This window comes from Streptomyces sp. NPDC048603, assembly GCF_043199475.1.
GTDB lineage: Bacteria > Actinomycetota > Actinomycetes > Streptomycetales > Streptomycetaceae > Streptomyces.
The window spans coordinates 250,170-269,837 of sequence record NZ_JBICVY010000009.1 but is presented as its reverse complement, the minus strand read 5'-3'; the positions used below and the strand labels follow the sequence as shown (position 1 = coordinate 269,837).

Annotated in this window: 21 protein-coding genes and 3 pseudogenes; 11 read left to right on the top strand and 13 right to left on the bottom strand. The window is 70.3% G+C overall.

Going from position 1 to position 19,668, the window contains the following annotated elements:
• Positions 1-202: 202 nt before the first annotated feature.
• On the bottom strand, positions 203-874 hold the full coding sequence (locus ACGFQ9_RS23990) for a hypothetical protein (RefSeq protein WP_393576367.1): 672 nt from the start codon (positions 872-874) through the stop codon (positions 203-205).
• A gap of 372 nt (positions 875-1,246) precedes the next feature.
• Positions 1,247-1,342, bottom strand: a pseudogene (locus tag ACGFQ9_RS23985) (IS5/IS1182 family transposase); the annotation flags it as partial.
• Positions 1,343-1,667: 325 nt separating this feature from the next.
• On the opposite strand from ACGFQ9_RS23985, the gene ACGFQ9_RS23980 reads away from it, so the two are divergent.
• Both ACGFQ9_RS23980 and ACGFQ9_RS23975 read left to right on the top strand, forming a co-directional pair.
• Positions 1,668-2,045: a hypothetical protein gene (locus tag ACGFQ9_RS23980; RefSeq protein ID WP_393576366.1), complete on the top strand. Its 378-nt coding sequence runs from the start codon at positions 1,668-1,670 to the stop codon at positions 2,043-2,045.
• A 140-nt stretch (positions 2,046-2,185) separates the two neighbouring features.
• Positions 2,186-2,311 (top strand): annotated as a pseudogene (locus ACGFQ9_RS23975) (IS5/IS1182 family transposase); the annotation flags it as partial.
• 34 nt (positions 2,312-2,345) lie between these two features.
• On the opposite strand, the gene ACGFQ9_RS23970 reads toward ACGFQ9_RS23975, so the two are convergent.
• On the bottom strand, positions 2,346-2,894 hold the full coding sequence (locus ACGFQ9_RS23970) for a putative immunity protein (protein WP_393576364.1): 549 nt from the start codon (positions 2,892-2,894) through the stop codon (positions 2,346-2,348).
• A gap of 318 nt (positions 2,895-3,212) precedes the next feature.
• Between ACGFQ9_RS23970 and ACGFQ9_RS23965 the strand changes: the two genes are divergently transcribed.
• Entirely contained in the window at positions 3,213-3,737 is a 525-nt protein-coding gene (locus tag ACGFQ9_RS23965) for an RICIN domain-containing protein (RefSeq protein WP_393576362.1), read from the top strand.
• Between the two features lie 180 nt (positions 3,738-3,917).
• On the opposite strand, the gene ACGFQ9_RS23960 is transcribed toward ACGFQ9_RS23965, so the two are convergent.
• From ACGFQ9_RS23960 to ACGFQ9_RS23950, 3 genes are all read right to left on the bottom strand, one after another.
• The gene (locus ACGFQ9_RS23960) at positions 3,918-5,036 is read right to left on the bottom strand and encodes a DUF6183 family protein (RefSeq protein ID WP_393576360.1); all 1,119 of its coding nucleotides are present in this window, start codon (positions 5,034-5,036) and stop codon (positions 3,918-3,920) included.
• A gap of 120 nt (positions 5,037-5,156) precedes the next feature.
• Entirely contained in the window at positions 5,157-6,068 is a 912-nt protein-coding gene (locus ACGFQ9_RS23955; protein WP_393576359.1) for an SDR family oxidoreductase, read from the bottom strand.
• Entirely contained in the window at positions 6,065-6,679 is a 615-nt protein-coding gene (locus ACGFQ9_RS23950; RefSeq protein WP_393576357.1) for a TetR/AcrR family transcriptional regulator, read from the bottom strand. Before ACGFQ9_RS23950 ends, ACGFQ9_RS23955 begins: the two co-directional genes overlap by 4 nt.
• Positions 6,680-6,821: 142 nt before the next feature.
• On the opposite strand from ACGFQ9_RS23950, the gene gcvH reads away from it, so the two are divergent.
• Positions 6,822-7,205, top strand: a complete 384-nt coding sequence (gcvH, locus tag ACGFQ9_RS23945) for a glycine cleavage system protein GcvH (RefSeq protein ID WP_393576355.1) — start codon at positions 6,822-6,824, stop codon at positions 7,203-7,205.
• Positions 7,206-7,246: 41 nt separating this feature from the next.
• Here gcvH and ACGFQ9_RS23940 read toward each other — a convergent pair whose 3' ends face one another.
• Positions 7,247-7,777 carry a carboxymuconolactone decarboxylase family protein gene (locus tag ACGFQ9_RS23940; RefSeq protein WP_393576354.1) on the bottom strand — a complete coding sequence of 177 codons (531 nt, stop codon included), beginning with the start codon at positions 7,775-7,777 and terminating at the stop codon, positions 7,247-7,249.
• Between the two features lie 187 nt (positions 7,778-7,964).
• Here ACGFQ9_RS23940 and ACGFQ9_RS23935 point away from each other — a divergent pair, with 187 nt between their 5' ends.
• The 4 genes and pseudogenes from ACGFQ9_RS23935 to ACGFQ9_RS23920 form a co-directional block, all read left to right on the top strand.
• Positions 7,965-8,636 carry a DUF998 domain-containing protein gene (locus ACGFQ9_RS23935; RefSeq protein WP_393576353.1) on the top strand — a complete coding sequence of 224 codons (672 nt, stop codon included), beginning with the start codon at positions 7,965-7,967 and terminating at the stop codon, positions 8,634-8,636.
• A 255-nt stretch (positions 8,637-8,891) separates the two neighbouring features.
• Positions 8,892-9,713 carry a septum formation family protein gene (locus ACGFQ9_RS23930; protein WP_393576352.1) on the top strand — a complete coding sequence of 274 codons (822 nt, stop codon included), beginning with the start codon at positions 8,892-8,894 and terminating at the stop codon, positions 9,711-9,713.
• A gap of 168 nt (positions 9,714-9,881) precedes the next feature.
• Positions 9,882-10,295, top strand: coding sequence for a cytidine deaminase (locus tag ACGFQ9_RS23925; RefSeq protein WP_393576350.1), 414 nt, complete (start codon positions 9,882-9,884; stop codon positions 10,293-10,295).
• Between the two features lie 90 nt (positions 10,296-10,385).
• Positions 10,386-10,481: pseudogene (locus tag ACGFQ9_RS23920) on the top strand (RacP protein); the annotation flags it as partial.
• A 60-nt stretch (positions 10,482-10,541) separates the two neighbouring features.
• Here ACGFQ9_RS23920 and ACGFQ9_RS23915 read toward each other — a convergent pair.
• The gene (locus ACGFQ9_RS23915) at positions 10,542-11,963 is read right to left on the bottom strand and encodes a hypothetical protein (protein ID WP_393576348.1); all 1,422 of its coding nucleotides are present in this window, start codon (positions 11,961-11,963) and stop codon (positions 10,542-10,544) included.
• A 331-nt stretch (positions 11,964-12,294) separates the two neighbouring features.
• On the opposite strand from ACGFQ9_RS23915, the gene ACGFQ9_RS23910 reads away from it, so the two are divergent.
• On the top strand, positions 12,295-12,600 hold the full coding sequence (locus tag ACGFQ9_RS23910) for a hypothetical protein (protein WP_393576347.1): 306 nt from the start codon (positions 12,295-12,297) through the stop codon (positions 12,598-12,600).
• 135 nt (positions 12,601-12,735) lie between these two features.
• Here the strand turns inward: ACGFQ9_RS23910 and ACGFQ9_RS23905 are convergent, their stop codons facing one another.
• The 5 genes from ACGFQ9_RS23905 to ACGFQ9_RS23885 all read right to left on the bottom strand — a co-directional run bounded on the left by ACGFQ9_RS23905 (position 12,736) and on the right by ACGFQ9_RS23885 (position 17,098).
• On the bottom strand, positions 12,736-13,020 hold the full coding sequence (locus ACGFQ9_RS23905; RefSeq protein ID WP_393576346.1) for a hypothetical protein: 285 nt from the start codon (positions 13,018-13,020) through the stop codon (positions 12,736-12,738).
• A gap of 176 nt (positions 13,021-13,196) precedes the next feature.
• Positions 13,197-14,012: an APH(3')-V family aminoglycoside O-phosphotransferase gene (locus ACGFQ9_RS23900; protein WP_393576539.1), complete on the bottom strand. Its 816-nt coding sequence runs from the start codon at positions 14,010-14,012 to the stop codon at positions 13,197-13,199.
• Positions 14,013-14,076: 64 nt separating this feature from the next.
• On the bottom strand, positions 14,077-15,351 hold the full coding sequence (locus tag ACGFQ9_RS23895; RefSeq protein ID WP_393576345.1) for an MAB_1171c family putative transporter: 1,275 nt from the start codon (positions 15,349-15,351) through the stop codon (positions 14,077-14,079).
• On the bottom strand, positions 15,341-15,856 hold the full coding sequence (locus ACGFQ9_RS23890) for a hypothetical protein (RefSeq protein WP_393576344.1): 516 nt from the start codon (positions 15,854-15,856) through the stop codon (positions 15,341-15,343). The genes ACGFQ9_RS23895 and ACGFQ9_RS23890 overlap by 11 nt, the downstream gene beginning before the upstream one ends.
• Positions 15,857-16,600: 744 nt before the next feature.
• Positions 16,601-17,098 (bottom strand): hypothetical protein, encoded by a 498-nt coding sequence (locus ACGFQ9_RS23885; protein WP_393576343.1) that lies wholly within the window; start codon positions 17,096-17,098, stop codon positions 16,601-16,603.
• A gap of 246 nt (positions 17,099-17,344) precedes the next feature.
• On the opposite strand from ACGFQ9_RS23885, the gene ACGFQ9_RS23880 reads away from it, so the two are divergent.
• Both ACGFQ9_RS23880 and ACGFQ9_RS23875 read left to right on the top strand, forming a co-directional pair.
• Positions 17,345-18,367, top strand: a complete 1,023-nt coding sequence (locus ACGFQ9_RS23880; RefSeq protein ID WP_393576342.1) for a zinc-binding dehydrogenase — start codon at positions 17,345-17,347, stop codon at positions 18,365-18,367.
• 24 nt (positions 18,368-18,391) lie between these two features.
• Positions 18,392-19,666 carry a DegT/DnrJ/EryC1/StrS family aminotransferase gene (locus ACGFQ9_RS23875; protein WP_393576341.1) on the top strand — a complete coding sequence of 425 codons (1,275 nt, stop codon included), beginning with the start codon at positions 18,392-18,394 and terminating at the stop codon, positions 19,664-19,666.
• Positions 19,667-19,668 lie beyond the last annotated feature (2 nt).

Sequence of the window (19,668 nt, the reverse complement as noted above, 5' to 3'; positions counted from 1 at the left end):
GCGGCTGTGCCTGCCGGCATCTGCCGCCGACGTCCGGCAGGTCGCCCGCCACCGCGCATCGCCGCTTCACGGTATGGACCGAGGCGGGCCTGTGGCCTCGGCCGCGTTGCGGGTGAGCGAGCGGTCGGTGGAGCGATGGCGCCGCCAGTGGTGGGAGGCGGGCAGTCGCTGAGACCGCTGCGTGCCAGGACCTCGCTAAAACTCAGCCGATTTCAAAATTCCATCCCATGATGACGGTGAGGGAGGATGCCACCACCAGGACTCCGATGAGAGCGACGGCCACTCGGCGAACCCTGCCAATGGCGTCTTCTGTCGAACCGGTGTCCCTGAGGTACCGCAGCGCGGAACAGAGCAGGCATACGCCCATGGCGATGAACCAGGGCTCATAGAACAATATGTTCCACAGGTTCATCGAGGTCACATTCAGGGTTTCCCAGTCGTCCGGGTAATCCATCTCGATGGCACCGCAAAGTTCGAGCAGATGTGTGAAGGCTCCAGCGACGCCGTGCGTCACGCTGAAGACTCCGCCCAGCAGTACCGGGCTCAGACATGCGGCCAGCATGAGGGGCTTGGGTATCTGTTTCCCGGGGAGGACCGGTGACTGGTGCGGAATCGTCCGCACGCGCGGTTGGGTGAGGAAGAGGCAGGCCACCCCGCCAAGCAGGATGATCAGCCCGGCCACGTAGTTGGCCATGTACCAGGAGGGCAGGCTCTCTGGCGTGGAGGTCCCCGGCACTCCGATCGTGCCGCCGGCTCCCTGATAGAAGCGCACGAATACGGCGTATCCAGCGGCAAGGCCGAAGCCCCAGTAGCCGGCCCGTGAGCCCCGGACGCCCGGCTGCCCGCCTTGGACGGCTTCTGTCGTCTCGCTCACCGCGGACTCCTCGATTAAAGGGCTGTTGACGGCACTTGACTGGGTTTCGGCAGCCGATGACGCCCGCAATAGCTGCCCGCATGACGGTCAGCGCGGGCTGATGTTCGGCATGCTGGATTCGGTGCGCCGCCGCATCTCGTACTCTGCCGAGGGACAAGGGGGCCGCGCATCCACCCAGGGCACAAGGTGTTCCTCCCCCATCCGGGGGAGATATGGAACCACCACGACCCCAGCCCACCCCAGTGACACCGACCGAGGCCGTCGCCGCTGGCGTAACCACGCTGCCCCCGGCGGCCGTTGGATTTGTGTGACGAAAACCAAGGAACGCGCCGAGGGCACCTGCCCGCTTGTCTGCCAGTGCTGAGCGGCGGGCCAGGCGAAGGCGCGCTCGACCACCCAGCGCACCTTGCCCAGTCCGGAACCGTGAGCGACGCCGCGTCGCGCGATCAACGGCTTGATGCCCCGCTTCCACTCGACTGCAGACCGGAGTGTGTCCAGCGCCAACGAATAATTGAACGCATTCGAAATCTATGGCAGGCTGACTCTGACCGTGCTGGGCTGTCGCTGCAGAATGTGACTCCCTGGTGTACGTAGCCGACATTCCCAGACGGGTGGGTATGGCATGGACTCAACGAACCGGGTCCCAAACCAAGGGGACTGCGGCAGGACGTCCGCACTGATGCCAGGTGGCAGGATGCGCCGCCCGCCCATCAGGCCTGGGCGGTTGGCCATAGTTCTCGGATGCCTGGTTCTCGCGTGCACTGCGTGCGTCGGAGCTGGTGGCGAAGCCGCCATGATCCAGCAGGCCGAGCTCGTCGGCGACTGGAGCAATGCCGACGGTGCCAGAGTGCGCATGTCGGCTGGCCACAACTTCTCGGCGAGCGGAATCAGCCATGCCGTGCCCGACTACAAGTGTTCTACGGCAATGGCTGGTACCTGGCAGTTCTGGGCGCAGGGCGACTCGTCGACGAGCTTCGTAGCCTCGGACTCCGCGACCGAAGGAGAGTCGTTCCTCGTGTCGGTGGACACCGCCGGCTCAACCAGTCGGTGCGACCTTCAAGGCCAGGTCCAGCGCGATGACCAAGGCTTCAGTATCTGCCTTGTCCTGGATATTGACCAGTCCTGCACTGCAGACGAGCTCATGCGCAAGGACTCGACGCGACCCCGGTAAGCACCATTGATGCGACCCCGATCCGAAAACGCCGAGCGCGGTCGCTTGTCACCATTTTGAAACCAACGGTAAGGCGATCCGGTCCCGGTGGCGAGCCCTGCCGCCGGGACGGACCGCGGTGATCCTTCTGGCCGTGCTGCGTCACGCACGGCTTCGCCCACCTCAAGAACTGGCGGATCCTCACCAAGCTCCGCACCGACCCCGCCCGCGCCACCCGGCTCCTGCGCGCCTTGCTTGTCCTGACGAACCTCGAAGTCAACCGCTGACGGAGGTGGGGCCGCACCCTCTGAACGTTCAAAGTCACTCAGAGAGGGTGAGCGAACGCAGGTCAGTGTCCAGACTGCGGATCAACTCACCAACCCGTCCGCCGCCACTCGGCGCTGTCGGGAAGCGTTTGAGCACGTCGACGACGACCGGTGTCGCACGATGCAGCGTCTGCTCAAGGTGTTCGGCACCAACACTCCGATCGTCGCCGGCGACGAGTTCGGCCGCTCTGGCTGCGTAGGCGCCGGCTCCGAGAATGTGCTTGACCTGGGTGGCTTTGGCCAGCGGATGCAGATAGGCGGCTCCTGCCGCGGACATCGCTGCCCGAGCCGCCTCGCGCGCAGCCGCAGTGTCCGCGTTCTTGGCTGCCTTGAGTGCCGCCCACGCACTGTCGCGCAGAGCCTTCCCTCGCTCACCACCTCGAGCGAACTCCCACGCGGCGCCGATAGCGTCTCGAGGCCGCAAGTCGTCCGGCTGATCGCCCTCGAATACCTCAAGCACCATTTCCGCGCACGCTGCAGCGAACGCGGTGACCTCACGAAGTTCTTGCTTGCTCAGAGCAACCTCGCTCGCTCCCTCTGCCATGACTCCATCCTCCGCCACTGCGCTGGACAGACAGACGGCTGGGGCGGCTCCGGGCCGGCCCAATGCCGACTGGCTCCCGAGTAGAACGGATCGCGGAGGGCCATTCGGCCACAGCACACAAGAACGGCTGAGCCGACCGCTCCGCCAGGTGACCTACTCCGCAGACTGCCGGTCTGCCGAGACGGGGTTGCCCGGGAGTGTGCCGAGTGCGGCGATGCGCGAACGACGGGGGGATGGTGGGGAGTTGGGATTGGATGTCTTCCCCGGCGGCTGGTTACTGTTGGCCGAAATTGATCAACGTTCGTGCCAAGGAGCACCATGCGTATCCAGCAGTTCGGCCATGCCGTCGTCGGCGGCGCCGCCTCCATCGCCCTGGCCGCCCTCGGGCTGGTCGCGGGCGCCAGTCCGGCCTCGGCGGCGGGCTTCATTCCGGTGAACACCGAGAACAGCCTCGTGAATCTCAACTCCGGACTGTGCCTCGACGTCAGTGGCGGCAGCTACGCCAACGGTGCCCCGGTCATCCAGTGGGCGTGCCACGGCGGCGACAACCAGGAGTGGACGTACACCAGCAGGGGCGAGCTCATCAACATGCGGAGCGGCAAGTGCCTCGACATTCCCTGGGGCCAGGGCGCCGGCGCGGGGCTGGTCCAGTGGGACTGCAACGGTGGCCAGAACCAGAAGTGGCGATCGCTCTTCAGTGACGGGAGCCATGGCGGGGGGTGGATAGTGAACCCGAGTTCCAACCTGGTCGTGGACATGCCCGGCTGGTCACGGCAGTTGGGGGTCCAGGCGACCCTCTGGCACCACAACAACGGCGCCAACCAGATCTGGGCCTACAGCTAGGAGCAAGGCACTGGTCCTCCTCCAGCATCCCATCCCGCTTTGACCAGCACCTGCCCCACCTGCCGGCAAACCGTCCTCTTGAGGTTCCCCCACCGTGCGGGAGTGGCTGACCGGTGCGTCATGCGCCGCTCGGCCACCCACGGCCCACCGTGTTACGAGCACTTTCCATAGAGGACAGGCCTAGTCGGTGTCGGTCGCCGTCAGCACCGCGAGGCGGCGGTGGTCGGGGGAGAGCACGGCGAGCCCGTAGCCCTCGCCGTCGTCGTAGAACCATTCGGTGTCGCACTCGAAGTGGAACCACACGCTCTTCAGAGCGAGTCGCTCCACCTCCTCGGCGCTCGCGCCGGGCGGGGCCCCGCACAGGCCCGCCATCGACGACCAGGCCGCCCGGCGCCCCCAGGCTCCCTGTGCCCCCCGGCCGGTGAAGCCGCCCATCGAGGCGGTGCCGAAGAGCATCGGCCAGATGTCCGCCGGCGCGCGGCGCGCCACCTCGAACCGGCCCGTCGGCGACAGGCCCGCCACGCAGTCCATCGGCAGAACGGGCAGCAGGGCGGGCACCAGCGCCGGCTCAAGCGGCTCGTCCGGCTCGAAGACCCACCCGTCGTAGCAGCAGAACCTGCCGGTGTGCGGCGCCGCGACGATGTTCTCGTGCACCTCCGCGGTCGCGACGTTGCGCAGCGACGAGGGCGCGGCGGTACGCGGCGTCGGCGGGTCCATGCGGCCCTCGGCCGGCAGACCCATCGGTACTCCGTGTGCGCTCCCGCCAATGGACCAGCTGGGGAAGGTGGAGCCCGCCTCCAAGGGGCGCCGCTCCGCCGGGAGCCACGACAGCCGGTGCCAGCCGCCCCGGAAGGCCAGCCAGAAGGCCACGGGCCGCAGTTCCCGTGCGTCGACGCCGCGCAGCAGCAGTTCGTGGAACAGGCAGGCGCGCAGCTCGTCGAGCCGCTTCCGCTTCAGGCCTTGCCCGTCGTAGAGGAGTTCGGCCAGGTCGGCCGGGCGCTGCGCCTGGGCGAGGAGCGCGGCGACGAAGCGCGGACCCGTCTCCGAGCGCCCGTACGGGCCGTGCTCGTCGAGGAGGGGGATCAGCTGCTCCAGGCTGTCCCGGCCGGGGGTGAGGGCGAGGACCCGCAGGACGTGGGCGAGGCCGCGCTCGTGCGTCCGCGCATCCTCGAGGGCGGCTTCGTGCCCCGTGGCCAGCCGCGAACCCAGCTCACCTACGTATGCCAGGTCGCCCTGCCGCGCCCGCGCCCCGGCCTGCGCCCATACGAGCCTTTCCAGCTCGCGCGCCTCTTCGTTCACGATCCGTCACCTCATGGCTCCGACCCATGGTCACGGTCATGGTGCCACGCGCCACGCGCCCGGCCGCTGCCGTTTTTCTCCGACGGATGTGGCGGCCGTGCGCTGCGCTGCCGGCCAGGGCTACAGCGGGGCTCCGAGGGGGCCGTACTGCTCTTCCAGGTTCTTGGCCCAGTGAGCGGCGAAGTCCGGTTGTGTGCCGTCGGCGTCGGTGAAGCCGTACTCCCGGTACAGGCCCCAGGTGGCCAGTGCCCGTCCGGTCTTGGCCATGATGCCGGGGTCGGCGGCCAGTGCGGCGACGGCCCGGCCGAGGTAGGCCGGGGTCTCGGAGTGGGCGAAGTTCGGGTCCTTGGCCACGGCGTCGCGCCAGTTGGCCTCGGTGACGCCGAAGTGTTCCAGCAGGGCCTCCGACCGCAGGAAGCCGGGCGTGATGGCCACGGCCGCGACGCCATGGGGCTTGAGGTCGGCGGCCTGGGCGACGGCGAGGCGGATGACCGCGGACTTCGCCAGGTCGTAGAAGAACGTGCCGCGGTAGCGGGCGGTGTTGCCGTCGGTGACCTCCACGACCAGGCCGCTCTTGCGGGCGACCATGAGGGGAAGCGCGAATCGGCTGGTGATGACGTGGGTCTCCACGGCCTGCCGGAGCAGCCGGAGACCGGTGTCCAGATCCTGTTCCCACAAGGGGTGTTCCCAGTCGGTCAGCGGGTCTCCGCCCCATACGGAGTTGACCAGGATGTCGAGCTTTCCGTCCTGTTCGGCCGCGATCCTCTCGACGAGGGCCTGGACCTCGTCGGGACGGCTGTGGTCGGTTCGGGCGGGTATGCCCAGGCCTCCCGCGGCGGTGACCTTCTCGGCGGTCTGCTCGATGGTCTCCGGGCGGTCCAGGTCGGAGCGCCCACCGGTGCTGCTGCGGCCGGTGACGTACACCGTCGCGCCGGCGGCGCCGAGCTCGACGGCGATGCCCCGTCCGCCGCCCCGGGTGCCGCCGGCGACCAGGGCCACCTTGCCGGCCAGCGGGCGTGCGTCAGTCGTCATGATTCCTCCAGGTCGTGGCCGTGCGGGCGCGGAAGGTGAGCGGACAGTACGACGTCGAGCTCGTGGCGGAGCCTCTGTTCAAGGGTGCCTTCGCGTTCGAGTGCCCAGGTCAGGCCTGCACCGGCGATGACCGCCTGTACGGTGCGGGCCAGTGCCTCGGCATCGGTTCCGGCGCGGAGCTCGCCCGTACCGACCGCCTCCGTCAGCAGGTCCTCGATCGCCCGCTTCTGAGTACGGTGAACGGCCAGCGCACGCTCGTAGAGCTGCGGATCTCCGAGATCGATGCACAGGAACGCCAGATGATTGGCGAAGGTCTCCGGCGTGGCCATACCGGCCGCCGACTCCACCGTCAGCGCCGCCAGGGCGCCGAGCGCCGAGTCGTGCGACCGACGCACGCGCCGGGCCGTCTCGCCCGCGTCCCTCTCGGACCGGTCGGCGAGTGCCAGCAGCAGGCCGTGCTTGGAACCGAACCGCTGCACCAACGTGGCCGGCACGAGCCCGACCTCGCGTGCCACGGCGGCCAGGGTGAGACCCGCGGGACCCACCCGGCCCATGACCTCCGCCGTGGCACGCAGGATCACCGCATCCTCGACCCCTCGGGGACGTCCCATCACACGCCCTCTCTCGTTAATAAATGTCCGTTCATTTATTAAACCACGCCGGGGTCGATCCCCACCGCGTTCCGCGCACTTCGCCACCGACATGACACCCTGTCACTCGACGATCACGCTGCGCTTGCGAGGAGTCCCTGCCATGCCGAACATCCCCACCGAACTCAAGTACACCGACGACCACGAGTGGGTGCGCACCGAGGCCGACGGAACGATGACGGTCGGCATCACCGACCACGCCCAGTCGAAGCTCGGGGACATCGTGTTCCTGGAGTTGCCCCCGGTGGGCAGGAAGGTCGAGGGCGGTGATGCCATCGGCGTCGTGGAGTCGGTCAAGGCGGCCTCCGACATCTTCAGCCCCTTGTCCGGCGAGATCATCGCGGTGAACGCCGACGCCGTCGAAACCCCCGAAGAGGTCAACGACAACGCCTACGACACATGGCTGTTCAAGATCAAGCCGGCGGCGGGAGCCCCCTCCGGCAACGGCCTCCTGAGCGCCGCCGCATACGCTGAGCTGGTCGGCTGACCCCCTGCCGCACGGCCCTGGCCGTACCGCGTTTCGCGCCGTCAGTCCCACTGCTCGTCGGCGAGGGAGCCGACCGGCTGCGGCTTGCCGATGACGGCCAGGGCGATGAAGAAGCCGATCTGGCCGATCGCGATGGTGAGGGTGGCCAGCGCCTTGTCCTCGTAGTGCTTCGCCGCCTCCGCGTACAGCTCGTCGGAGAGGCGCTCCTTCCCGGGCGGCGCCGGCTGGAACGTGGCCTCCACCAGGGCGAGGGCGGCCCGTTCGGCGTCCGTGAAGTACGGGGCGTCCTGCCAGGAGGCGACGGCGGTGATGCGCTCCTCGGACTCCCCCGCCTTGCGCAGGAAGCCGGTGTTCAGGACGGTCAGGTAGGTGTTGCCGACGATCTGGCCGGCCCTCAGGTGGACCAGGTTCATGGTGGTGCGCGGCACCGAACGGTTGCCCGTGGCCTTGAACAGGGCGGCACTGATGTCGTTCAGCTCGGGCACGAACTCCGCCGGGTTCGGCATGCGGGAGATCGAGCGGGTCGTGGGGGTGGCGGGGGTCGTCGAGGTCGCGGGGGTCTCGTTCGTCATGGCTGCGCTCCTTGGTTGCCAGCTGTTCGATGTCGGGTGTTGCCCGGTGGATTCACAGCACTGACGGATGGGCGCACGGGGATGTGACAGGGCTCCGCGTGATCCAGGTCACACGACTGCGGGCGATGAGTCCGGAGCTCGGCGCCGGTCATGTGTGGGACAGCATCGACGCGAGGAAGGCCCGATCATGACCCATGCGCTCAGCGCACCCCAGCACGCTGCTCCTGCCCCGCGCGTGTCGCGTGCCGCCGGACGGCGGGCCCTGGCCGGCGGCATGGCGGCCGGCCCGCTGTTCCTCGGCACCGGTGTCGTGCAGGGCTTCGCGCGGGACGGCTTCGACTTCACCCGAAACGCCCTCAGTCAGCTCGCCCTCGGCTCGGCGGGCTGGATCCAGACGGTCAACTTCCTGCTCGCCGGAGCCCTGTTGGCCGCCGGTGCCGTCGGATTGCGTCTACTGCTCCGCGGTGGTGCGGGCGGCACCTGGGGGCCGGTCCTGGTGGCGGTGTTCGGCGCCTCGTTCTGGGCCGCCGCGGTCTTCCCGGCAGACGCCGGGGCGGGCTTCCCCGCGGGCGCCCCCGACAGCACCACGCTGAGCGGGCACGGTGCCGTCCACATGCTCTCCGGGATGGTCGGCTACCTCGCGCTCTGCGCCGCGTTCGTCGTCCTGGCGCGTCCGCTCGCCGCCCGCGGGCACCGCGGCTGGGCCCTGGCCTCACGCCTGGCGCCCGCGGCCGTGCTCGCCGGGTTCATCGGCTCGGCCGGCTCCGTCCTGGCCTTCACGGCGGGCGCCGGCTTCGGTCTGGTGTGGCTGGCCGCGGTGACGGCCCGGCTGGGCACCGCCGCCACGGCGGCCCGGTAGGGCGCGCCGAGGCAGCCCCGGCCCGGTACGGAGCCGGTGGTCGAGACCGAGTTCGCGGAGTACCCGCGTTGCGTGCGACACCGCGTGAAGCGGAGTCAGACGGTCCGGCGGCGGGACGCATCGGCCCGGGGAGCGGATAGGGTGGCGCGGCTGGTCCGAACCACCATCCGCTCATCAGTCCACAGTCCAACGGCCGGCGGCGTCACTGCCGGACTGTCGGTCACGTCCCACCCGCTCGCGAGGAGCACCACGCGCATGTCGATACCCCCGCAGCCGCCGTCGTCCCCACAGCCCTACCCGCAGCAGGGGCCACAGCCGTACCCGCAGCCGGGGCCGTACGGCCAGCCCGGTATACCCGGCCCGGCGGCCCCGTACGGCGCTCCGGCTCCGCAGGGCTGGTACCAGCCGCCGCAGAAGACCAACGTGCTGGCCATCATCGCGTTCGTGATGTCGATCGTCTGCGCGCTGCCGACGGTCCCCGTGATCCTCGGCCTGGTCGCCCTCTCGCAGATCCGCAAGGGCAGCGGCGAGAAGGGCAAGGGGCTGGCCATCGCGGCCATCGTCATCCACGGCCTGACCATCGCGTTCTACGCGGTCTTCGTGATCCTCGGGATGTCCGGAGCCTTCGACGACGGCCCTCCGTCGAAGCGCGACACCACCGGCCAGGTCACCACGCCGGGCTCCAGCGACGTGGAGGACATCCGCAAGGGGGACTGCTTCAACACCAAGGACGATCTGACCAAGGTCGAGGAGGGGGACGGCACCCAGGCCCGCTTCTCGGTGCAGACGGTTCCTTGCGACCAGCCCCACGAGGGTGAGGTGTACGCGGTCTTCAACCTGGACGACGGCGCGTACCCCGGCTCGGACAAGGTCGTCAAGACCTCCGAGGAGAAGTGCTCCGGAAAGGCGCTGACCGACTACGTGGGCGACGCCAAGAAGCTGCCGGAGACGCTGGAGGTGTTCTACTACTACCCGCAGGCCTCCAGCTGGACCCTCGGCGACCGCGAGGTCACCTGCTTCCTGAGCAACACCGGCAGCACGAGCACCGGCTCCGTCCGCGCCACCACCGGTTCCTGAACCTCCGTCACGGGCCGCCCGCTCCACCGGAACGGGCGGCCCGTGACGCACACGGAGACGGGGACGACGAGGCGCGGGGCGTGCCGTTATTCGCTTGCGCGCCGGCTGTACGTGGGTGAACGTCGGTTGACACCTGACCAAGGCAAGAACAGCGGAGAAGCGCGCAAGATGACCACGCACAGCCATGACGTCGACCACGAGCTCATCCAGGCCGCGGCGGAGGTCGCCCGTACCCGGTGCCGGGGGGACAACCACACCATGGCGGCCGCGGCCCGCGCCGACGACGGACGGATCGTCACCGCGGTGAACGCCTACCACTTCACCGGCGGACCGTGCGCCGAGCTGGTCCTGATCGGCGCGGCAGCCGGCCAGGGCATCTACGCTCTGGACACGATCGTCGCCGTGGGCGACCGCGAACGGGGTGTCGTTCCCCCGTGCGGCCGCTGCCGTCAGGTCCTCCTCGACTACTTCCCCTCCCTCAAGGTCATCGTCGGCGGGAAGGACCGCGTCCGCACCGTCCCCATCGCGGACCTGCTGCCCGAAACCTACGTCTGGGCCGACCACCAGCTCGACGCCGGTTAGTGCCTGTTTCTGAGCCTCGGTCCTGAGTAGCCTTGGGTCCTACGCTGGCGCGGTGTCCGAGGACGCCGGGCGGGGCGGGGATAGGAACTGCCGCCGCTGATTCGGACCAGGGAGAACGGCTACCAGCTCGGCGCTGAACGGGCCGCCCTGGAGGCATGGGAACGGGCTGTCGTCAGCGAGAGACTGCCCCGCACCCTGGCAGCCCGGAGGGCTGCCGGACGACGGTGACCCACGCGGCGCAGTCAATCAGTTGGTGCAGCCAGAGACCGTGTTCGGCGGGGCGCAGTTGTTCGGGTGGTTGCCCTTGACCACGGTGTCGTTCAGGGTGACCGTGCCGGACTCTTCGAAGATGCCGCCCCCGTCGCCGGCATGGTTGCCAGTGACAGTGCTGTGGTTGAGGGTGGTGGAGCCGAGTTCGTTGAAGTGGCCCCCGCCCTGGGCGGTGCCGCCGTCCGATGCCGCGGCCGTGTTGTTGCTGATCCGGGAGCGGTCGATCGTCAGGGTGCCGCCGAGAGGGTTGGAGGTGCCGCCGCCCCGGGCGGTGCCGCCGCCGGGGGCGCTGGCCCTATTGCCCTGCACCAGGCTGTCGATCAGCGTGAAGTTGGCGAAAGCGCCGATGCTGAGTCCGCCGCCCCGGGCGGTACCGCCGTCCGGGGCGGTGGTGTGGTTGCCGATGATGCGGGTGCGGGTCAGGGTAGTCGTGCGGGTGGTCGCGGTTCCGCCACCCGTGGCGAGACCGCCCGGAGCGCTGTTGGTGTTGTCGCGGATGACGGTGTCGACCACCGTCATCTTGGCCGGCGGCTGGGCGTTGTTGACCAGAGCGCCGCGCGCGATTCCGCCGGGGGCGCTGGCGTGGTTGTCGCTGATGACGGTGTGATTGACCGTGCTGTCGGCCCAAGTGGCCAAGCCTGCGGCTTCGGATTGGCTGTTGGTGCCCGCGGGTACGCGGACGGTGTTGTGGTGCAAGCGGCTGTGATTGACCGTCAGCGGACCGTCGGCGGCGATTCCGCCGCCCGGGGCGAAGCCGCGGACGGTTCCGGTGTAGTCGACGGTGTTGCCGCTGACCTCTGTATCGTTCAGGGTCCCTGTGCCCTCGTTGTCGATGCCGCCGCCCTGGGCGAAGAGCTCGGACGTGGCGATGTTGTTGATCACCCGGCTCTTGTTCACCGTCATCGTGCCAGCATTGAGGATGCCGCCACCGCAGGTTCCTTGTCCGGGGAAGAGGGGACAGTCCGTTGTCGTCGCCTTGCCGCCGCTGATGGTGGTCTTGTTGAGCGTCAGGGTGCCCGGTCTGTCGACGAAGAGGATGCGGAAAGCCGGGGCGGACGTGTCGCGTGTGATTGTGGCGCCGTGTCCTTCGACGGTGATGTCGCTGGTGACCTCCGGCAGACCGTTGGCGGGGTTGTCCCGGTCAGGGACCACCAGCCTGTAGGTACAGTTCGCGGCCAGGTGGAGCGCGTCCGAGCCCGGTGAGCTGTTGGCCGTCCTGACGGCATCGACGAGATCCGCCACCGAGCACTTCACGTGCGTGGTGGCGGCCTGGGCGGGCGGGGCTGGGAGCACCACCCCGGCCAGAACTGCCAGGCCGGAGACGGCCAGAAGCCGGGCGGGACGCGATCGCCCGGCTGCGAGCGCCGGGTCCTTCGCTCGGTGGTTCTGCCAGGACATCAACGGCTCCTCCGTCTGCATCAAGAGGCACCTGCAGCAGGCGCGCTCCGACCATCGGCCCTGTCCACCCCGGTGCAGGCAGCCGACGCGGGCCCGTTGGAACCAGCCGATCACAATCCCCTGCTGCCAGCTCCCTGACACGGTCCGTTCGTGCCAGCGCCAGCTCGGTGCCAGCACCCGTAGAGATCTCCAGGATCGAAAACAGGCACTTGGGCAACGGCCCCCCCCTCGCGGGGCGCGGCTCAGCCCTGTTCACCCCTGGTGTGTGGCTGTGCGGCGTGGGACTCTCGGCGTGGACGCGTCAACGAGTCGGGGTGGGGGAGGTTCTGACGTGGACTTGGCAGATCTGGGGGGCGGCGGCGATGAGGTCGAGCCGTTCTCGGCGATGATCGGTGTGGCGGGTCTGATCGCTGCCTGCTGGCCGGTCAAGAGCAGGTCCACGCGCCTGCGGTACCTGTTCGCGATCGTGCTCGTGGCACTGGTCGGCATCGGGTTCCAGTACGTCGACTACGAGGACGCGGGCTTCTGGGAGCAGTCCCGGGCCGATTCCGAATTCCTGCAGATGATGGTCATGGTGGGGCCTGGCGGCGTGGTCGCGCTGCTGAGGCTGCTGGGGAACGCGTTCTCGAGTGAGTGACGGCGTGACGAGTGGCCCGGTGACGGAGTGGCCGGGCGAGGGAGTGGCCCCCGGTGGCGGAGGCAGGCCGGAGGGGAGGGGGGCGCCGGTGGGGCGCCTCCCTTCCGTCCGGTCGTGGGTGGGGTGGGGTGGTCCTCAGGCGGAGGCCACCACTTCGCCCGCGATGACCTGGGGTGGGTTGGGGAGAAGGGCGGCGAGGTGCTCGCGGACGAACTCCGCGGCCTTGGTGATGGATGCCTCGGCTCCGGCGCGGTCCTCGAAGACGCTGGTCGAGGCCATCACCCCGTCTCCGGCGTCGATCCAGTAATAGGCCACGAAGCCGGGGACCTGGCGCATGAGCGGCACGAAGCCCTCCTGCACGATGCGGGCCGCCTCGGCCGCATCGGTCACCCCTTCGTACCGCCGGACTGCTGCGTACATGGCCGGTCTGCTCCTTCGCTCCGGGTTTGCCGTCGTCTGCCTGGACGGCGTACCCCGGCGGCGGCCGGCCCGCTCGCCGGGAGCGGGGCATTCACCGGAAGGACCCGCTCGTGTGATCCGAACGGCCGGTCCTGCCGCAGCCGGGCCGGCGCCGCGCCGCCGTGGCCGGCAGGGCGTCAGAAGAGTTCGTCCAGGAGCTGGTAGAAGGTCATCTTGTCCTTCTCGACGTGCTGGACGCCGTAGCGGACGAGGAAGTGCTCGGCGTACGCGGGGCCGAACCACGGGTCCTCGTCGATCTCCAGTTCGCGGGCGGCCAGGGCGAGGTCGGCGTGGCGGTCGGCGCGGCCGAGGCGGCCGACGTCGATGACTCCGGTGACCTCGCAGGTGTCGGGGTCGAGGAGGATGTTGTTGGGGCAGAGGTCGCCGTGACAGACGACCAGGTCCTCGTCCTCCGGACGGGTGCGGTCCAGTTCGGCGAGGAGTTCCTCGCCGGACCAGCCCTCGTGCTCCTCCTGGAGGTCGTCGAGGTCCACCAGGCCGGCGCGGACGTTGTGGCGGGCCTCGGTGACCGTCACCGTCAGGCCTCGGTCGAAGGGGCAGTCGTCCACGGGCAGCTCGTGCAGGGCGCGGGCCAGGCCGGCGATCGCCTCGACCACCGCGAAGCGCTGGTGCTCGGGCCACTCCTCGGATGCGGCGACGCCCGGCAGGGCCTCGGTGACCAGCCAGGTGGAGGTGGCGTCGGCGCCGCGCTCGACGATGCGGGGGGCCGGGATGCCGTGGCGGGCCAGCCATTCGAGCCGGTCCGCCTCGCCGGCCAGGTCGAAGGCCCAGTTCTCGGGGGCGTCCTGTGCGGAGCGCGGGGCGATCTTGGCGTAGAGCTCGGGTTCGTGTCCGGTGAGGTGGTAGACGAAGGCGCCCGAATCGCCTTCGTTCACGGAAGTCCATTCGTGGTGCGGGTATTTGCTGCGTAATGTGCTGTCCATGGACGGCATCATGGCAGAAGGGGGAGTTTCCGCCGGGCGCTTTTGACGGGGTCTGAATGGTTTCGGACATCGTTTATCCCGGGCCGCTTCCGGTCGCGGCCGGTGTCGTTTCCGCTGTTTCCGTTGTGTCCGCTGTCTCCGCTGCTTCCGCCGCTTCCGCTGTCTCCGCCGTCTCCGCTGCTTCCGCTGCTTCCCCCGCCGGGTCGAACTGCCTGGCGCAGGGCGAGAGATAGGCCTCGGCGAGCAGCCGCAGGTACGCCGTCTCGGATGCCAGGTCCCCGGTGTCCTGGCTGAGGGCGAGGGCGTCGGCGGCCGGGGAGGGGGCGGCTCCGGCGAGTTTGGCGGCGCGGGCGCGGCGGAGTTCGCAGGCCGTGACGAGGATCCCGGCCCGGTCGGGCGGGGCTCCGTACCGGGCCACGTGGGCGCGGGCACTGTCGGAAATGGCCGGATCCGCGTAGTGGGCGAGGGCGAGGAGGGCGTCGCGGATCTCGATGGACTTCCGGTAGGCGATCAGCCGCCAGGACAGGTGCGGCTGGAGGATGGCCAGCAGGCGGCTGCTGCTGTCGCCGAGTTTGACCTGGGGCACGGCCTCCACCAGGTCCTGCCAGAGCGGCCAGATCCGCCAGATGGTGCGGGCGTGGGCGAGGGCGCGGCGCAGTTCGAGGATGCTGGGGACCAGCAGAGCGGCCGCGCGCAGCACGGCGTGCAGGCTGAGCAGGAGGCACAGCAGCGGGCCGGGGGTGGAGCCGGCGGCCAGCAGCACGAGGTGGCCCAGCCAGAACAGGCCTACGAGGGCGGTGCCCCAGCCGAACAGGCCGAGGCTGAGGTTGAGGGAGCGGCTGGTGCCGCGCCGGCCGTACACCCAGCAGACCCGGACGCAGGCGGCGCAGGCCACGGTGTGGACGGCGATGACGATCAGCCAGTACGCGGTGGCGGGATCGCGGGCCAGGGTGAACGGGGGTCCGTGCTGCTGTGGTCCGCGGGCGAGGGCGGCGAGCAGCAGCAGGACGGCCATGATGCCGACGGTGGCCAGGAGGACGGTGCCGCTGCGGCGGCGCCCGGTGGTGTGGACGGCGAAGTGCAGGACGGCGCCGGCGGAGACGACGCCCGCCTGGTTCTTGATGACGGCGATCCAGCGGGCGGAGCCGGTGAAGGAGGCGAGGTGGTCGGAGACGGGTTCCAGGTTGAGGGTCATCGCGGCGGCCGCGGCGAGGACGGCGAGCCAGAGGGCGCGCTGGTGCGGGTGGCGGATCGCGGGGCGGAAGCGCAGCAGGGCCGCCGTCCAGAGGAGGCAGACGCTGAGCACGTCCAGGGCGGGTCCCCAGCCGCCGGATAAGTCACAGCTCATCGTCGGTGCTCACCCCGAGAGCGGCGTGCAGCTTGGCGTAGGCGTCCTGGGGCTGGCAGCGGCCGGCGCCGGTCTCGCCGGTGCGGATCAGGCTGGCCAGCATCTCGGCTTCCTGTTCCTGCCGGGTGGAGTAGTTGGCGCGGGCCAGCATGCGGCGGACCAGGCGCGGGCTGAGGTCGCCGAACAGGCCGCCGGGCAGGCCGGAACCGGTGGTGGCGTGGTGGTCGAGCAGCATGTGGCCGATCTCGTGCAGGACGATGTGTTCCCGGTGGGAGCGGGCGGTGCGCTGCTCGTAGAAGATGTGGTCGTCGGTGTCGGTGGCGATCCACAGTCCGCAGGCGCCGGCTACGGCGGCCTGGTCGGGCAGCGGGTGCAGGTGGAGGGGGCGCCCGCGGTGCGCGGAGAGGTGGGCGCACAGCGTCTCGATGGCGAAGGGGTGGGGGAGGTTGAGCTGGCCCAGCAGCGGCCGACAGCGTCGGCGCAGCCTGGCGATCCTGTACGACATGCGGTGTGTACCGTTCGGCCTTCCTCGGCGATGCGGGCGTCGGTGCACGGATCCGCTCCCGTGGCCCGGCCCGTTCCCTTGCTCGCCGCGCCGCGCGACCGGACCGGCGTACGGCCGTCCGCACCCCGGCGGCCCGGCGTGAGGCAGGGGCGCTCGGCGGTGTGACGGCATGGCCGGTCCACCGGGGTGGGATGTGCCCGGCGCGCGCGGAGCCCGTTCCGTTCCGGTGGTCGCCGGGGCGGAGCGGGCGGTCGGGCCGGCGTGGCGTGCCGGTGCCGCGGAGCGGGCGTCCCCCGGTGGGGTCGCGGTGAAGGTCAGGTGGGGGCGGGTGGCCGGCAGCGACCGTGTTCTAGGTCCTGCGGTGTGGCCCGTGGTGTGGGCTGTGGTGCGTCACCACTCCGCTGCGAAGAAATCGAAAAGGAAAGGAAATACGTTTCTTCGATGCCCGGCGCTCCCGAAGCTCCCGGAATTCCCGGAATTCCCGGCGCTCCCGGGTCCGCTACTGGAATGAGGTGTGGCGGGCTCGGCGCACGGCTTCACGCCGCGGCCCCGCCCCTCTGTACGAGAAAGAATGACAGCCTCCCCATGCACGGCGCGTCGCCCCACGACGCCTGCGGCCATTGGTCAGTGACCCCCGTTGATGCTGCCCCCACTGTGCTTCCCGGCCCCATGTGAAGCCCCCCGGCCGGGTCGTGCTGTGTCGTGCTGTGTCGTGCGTTGCCGTACTGCGCGGACGTCGCGCGTTCAGCTCCCGTCCAGCGCGCCGTCCGATGCGCCGGCCGCCCGCTCCTCGCCGTCGACGGACCCGAGGTTCTGCACCTTGCGGGCCGCGTCGACCATGATCAGCAGTGCGTCGAGGCTCTCCGCGGACAGCCCCTCGGCCCGCAGGGCGAGGTTGCGCACCCGGGCGTCGCGCAGCGCCGCGGCCAGCTTCAGCTGGGCGTTGACCCGCTCGGCCGTCTCCTCGTTGAGGAAGTACTCGGGCGGCACCCCGAAGAACTCGGCCAGGACGTCCAGCTGTTCCAGCGTGACGTTGCGCTTCTTGCCCTTGGCGAGCTCCCACAGGTAGGTGCCGGAGATGGTCCCGCCGGTGGTCTCGCGGATCTCCTTCGCCAGCCGGGCGTATCCCGGGCGCTTGCGCTCGTCCGGGTAGAGGGCGGCGATCAGCTCGTTGAGCCGCTGGTCGAACCTCCGCAGCAGTGCCCGCTCCGACGGCTCGGGGCCTGGCCCGCTGCCGGTCATACACGCTCCCCTCGCCTCGCCGCACCGCCGGGCGCGCCCGGCGCACCGCCGCGCTCCCGCAGTCCCGCACCCTGGACATAACGCCCGCTCTAGCGGACAACACTCGATCAGTTATTAAACAACCATCAGCTGGCATTGACAACTTGATGTCAACTCAGCTTACGATCACACCCAGCTTCATCCGCTTAAGCGAACAACACCTGCCCGGGGGTCCTCCGGGCGCTCCTGATCCGGAGGTTCGGCTCGATGAAGGCCCTGGTGTTCGAAGCCCCCGGGCGGGCGGTGCTCACCCACCGGGACGTACCCGCCCCGGCACCCGGCGAGGCCCTCGTCCGCATCGCCTACAACTCGGTCTGCGGCAGCGACCTGTCGTTCTACAAAGGGGTCTGGCACGGCTCCACGTATCCCGTCGTCCCCGGCCACGAGTGGAGCGGAACCGTCGTCGAGGTCAACGGCCCGGACGGGTCCGGCCTGGTCGGCGCCAACGTGGTCGGCGACCTCACCTGCTCCTGCGGGGTCTGCGCGCACTGCGCGGCCGGCACCCCCACGCTCTGCGAGGACCTCCAGGAACTCGGCTTCACCCGTGACGGCGCCTGCGCCGAGTACATGACCATCCCGGTCGCCAACCTCAGGCGGCTGCCGGACACACTGCCGCTGCGCGCCGCCTGCCAGGCGGAGGCCCTCGCGGTCGCGCTCAACGCGGTCGACCGCTTCGGCGTCGCGCCGGGCGAGAAGGTGGCGGTCACCGGGGCCGGCGGCATCGGCCTCCTCCTCGTCCAGGCCGCCCGACTGCGCGGCGGCATCGTCACCGCGGTCGCCGAGCCGGTCCCCGAACGCCGGGACGCCGCACGGGCGATGGGCGTGCCGATGGCGGTGTCCGGGGAGCCGGGCGCCCTCGTCGAGCTGGTGCGCGAGAACCCGGAGGCCCTGCCCGACGTGGTCCTGGAAGCCTCCGGCTACCCCTCCGCGGTACAGGAGGCCATGGAGGCCGTCCGCCCGGGCGGACGCGTCGGCCTGGTCGGCTACCGCCTGGAGGAGACCGGGCCGATGGCCCCCCACCACATCGTGCTGAAGGTCCTGAGCGTGCAGGCCTCGATGGGCCCCGGCACCCGGTTCGACGAGGCCATCGAGGTGCTGGCGGCCGGCACGGTCGACGTGGACTCCCTGCTCAGCCACGAGTTCGCGCTCGACGACCACGACAGGGCGCTGGACCTGGCGCTGCGCCGCGCCGACGGCAACACCCGCTCCTGCTTCAACCTCCGCGCCTGAACGCACCCGACAAGGAAGGTCCTCATGGTTTCCCGGTTAGCCGTCAAGGGCGGCGACGCGGTACGCACGCGTCCCTGGCCCGTCTGGCCCCAGCCCACTCCCGGCGTTCCCGGCGCGGTGGCGGACGTCCTCGCCTCGGGCCGGTGGTCGATCAGCGGCCCGTACCGCGGTACGGACTCCTACGAACGGCGCTTCGCCCGCGCCTTCGCCGCGTACAACGGGGTGCCGCACTGCGTGCCCGCCGCCAGCGGCACCGCCAGCCTGATGCTGGCCCTGGAGGCGTGCGGGGTCGGCGCCGGCGACGAGGTGATCGTCCCGGGCCTGTCCTGGGTCGCCTCCGGCTCCACCATCCTCGGCGTCAACGCCGTCCCGGTCTTCTGCGACGTGGACCCCGACACCCTGTGCCTGGACCCCGGGGCCGTGGAGGCGCAGATCACCGAGCGCACCCGGGCGATCGTCGTGGTCCACCTCTACTCGGCGATGGCCGACATGGACGCGCTGACCGGGATCGCCGACCGGCACGGGCTGCCGCTGATCGAGGACTGCGCGCAGGCGCACGGCGCGTCCTACCGGGGCGTCCGCGCCGGGGCCCTGGCCACCGCCGGCACCTTCAGCATGCAGCACAGCAAGGTGCTCACCAGCGGCGAGGGCGGCGCGGTGATCACCCGGGACGCGGACTTCGCGCGCCGGGTGGAGCACCTGCGGGCCGACGGCCGCTGCCTGACCGAGGCCCCGCCCGCCCCCGGCGCGATGGAACTCGTCGAGACGGGCGAGCTGATGGGCAACAACCGCTGCCTGTCGGAGTTCCAGGCCGCCATCCTCACCGAGCAGCTGACCGCCCTCGACGCGCAGAACGAGCGCCGCCGCGCGAACGCCGCACTGCTCGACGAGCACCTGGCCGGGCTCGGCCTGCGCCCGCAGACCACCGCCGCGGGCACCACCGCGCGCACCTACTACACGTACGCGGTGCGGCTGCCCGACGGGGAGTTCGAGAACACCCCGGTCACCGCCGTGACCGACGCGCTCTCCGCGGAGCTCGGCTTCACCGCCGCACCCTGCTACGCCCCGATCCCCGCCAACCGGCTCTACGCGCCGCACACCCGCAGGCGCTACACGCTGGGCCTGGACCACGAGGAGCGGATCGACCCCAAGCGGTTCGCGCTGCCGGTGTGCGAGGACGCCGCCGGCCGGACCGTGACCCTGCACCACACCGCCCTGCTCGGCGACGCCGAGGACATGGAAGACATCGCCGCGGCCTTCGGCAAGGTCCTGCGGCACGGCGCCGAACTGGCGCTTTGACG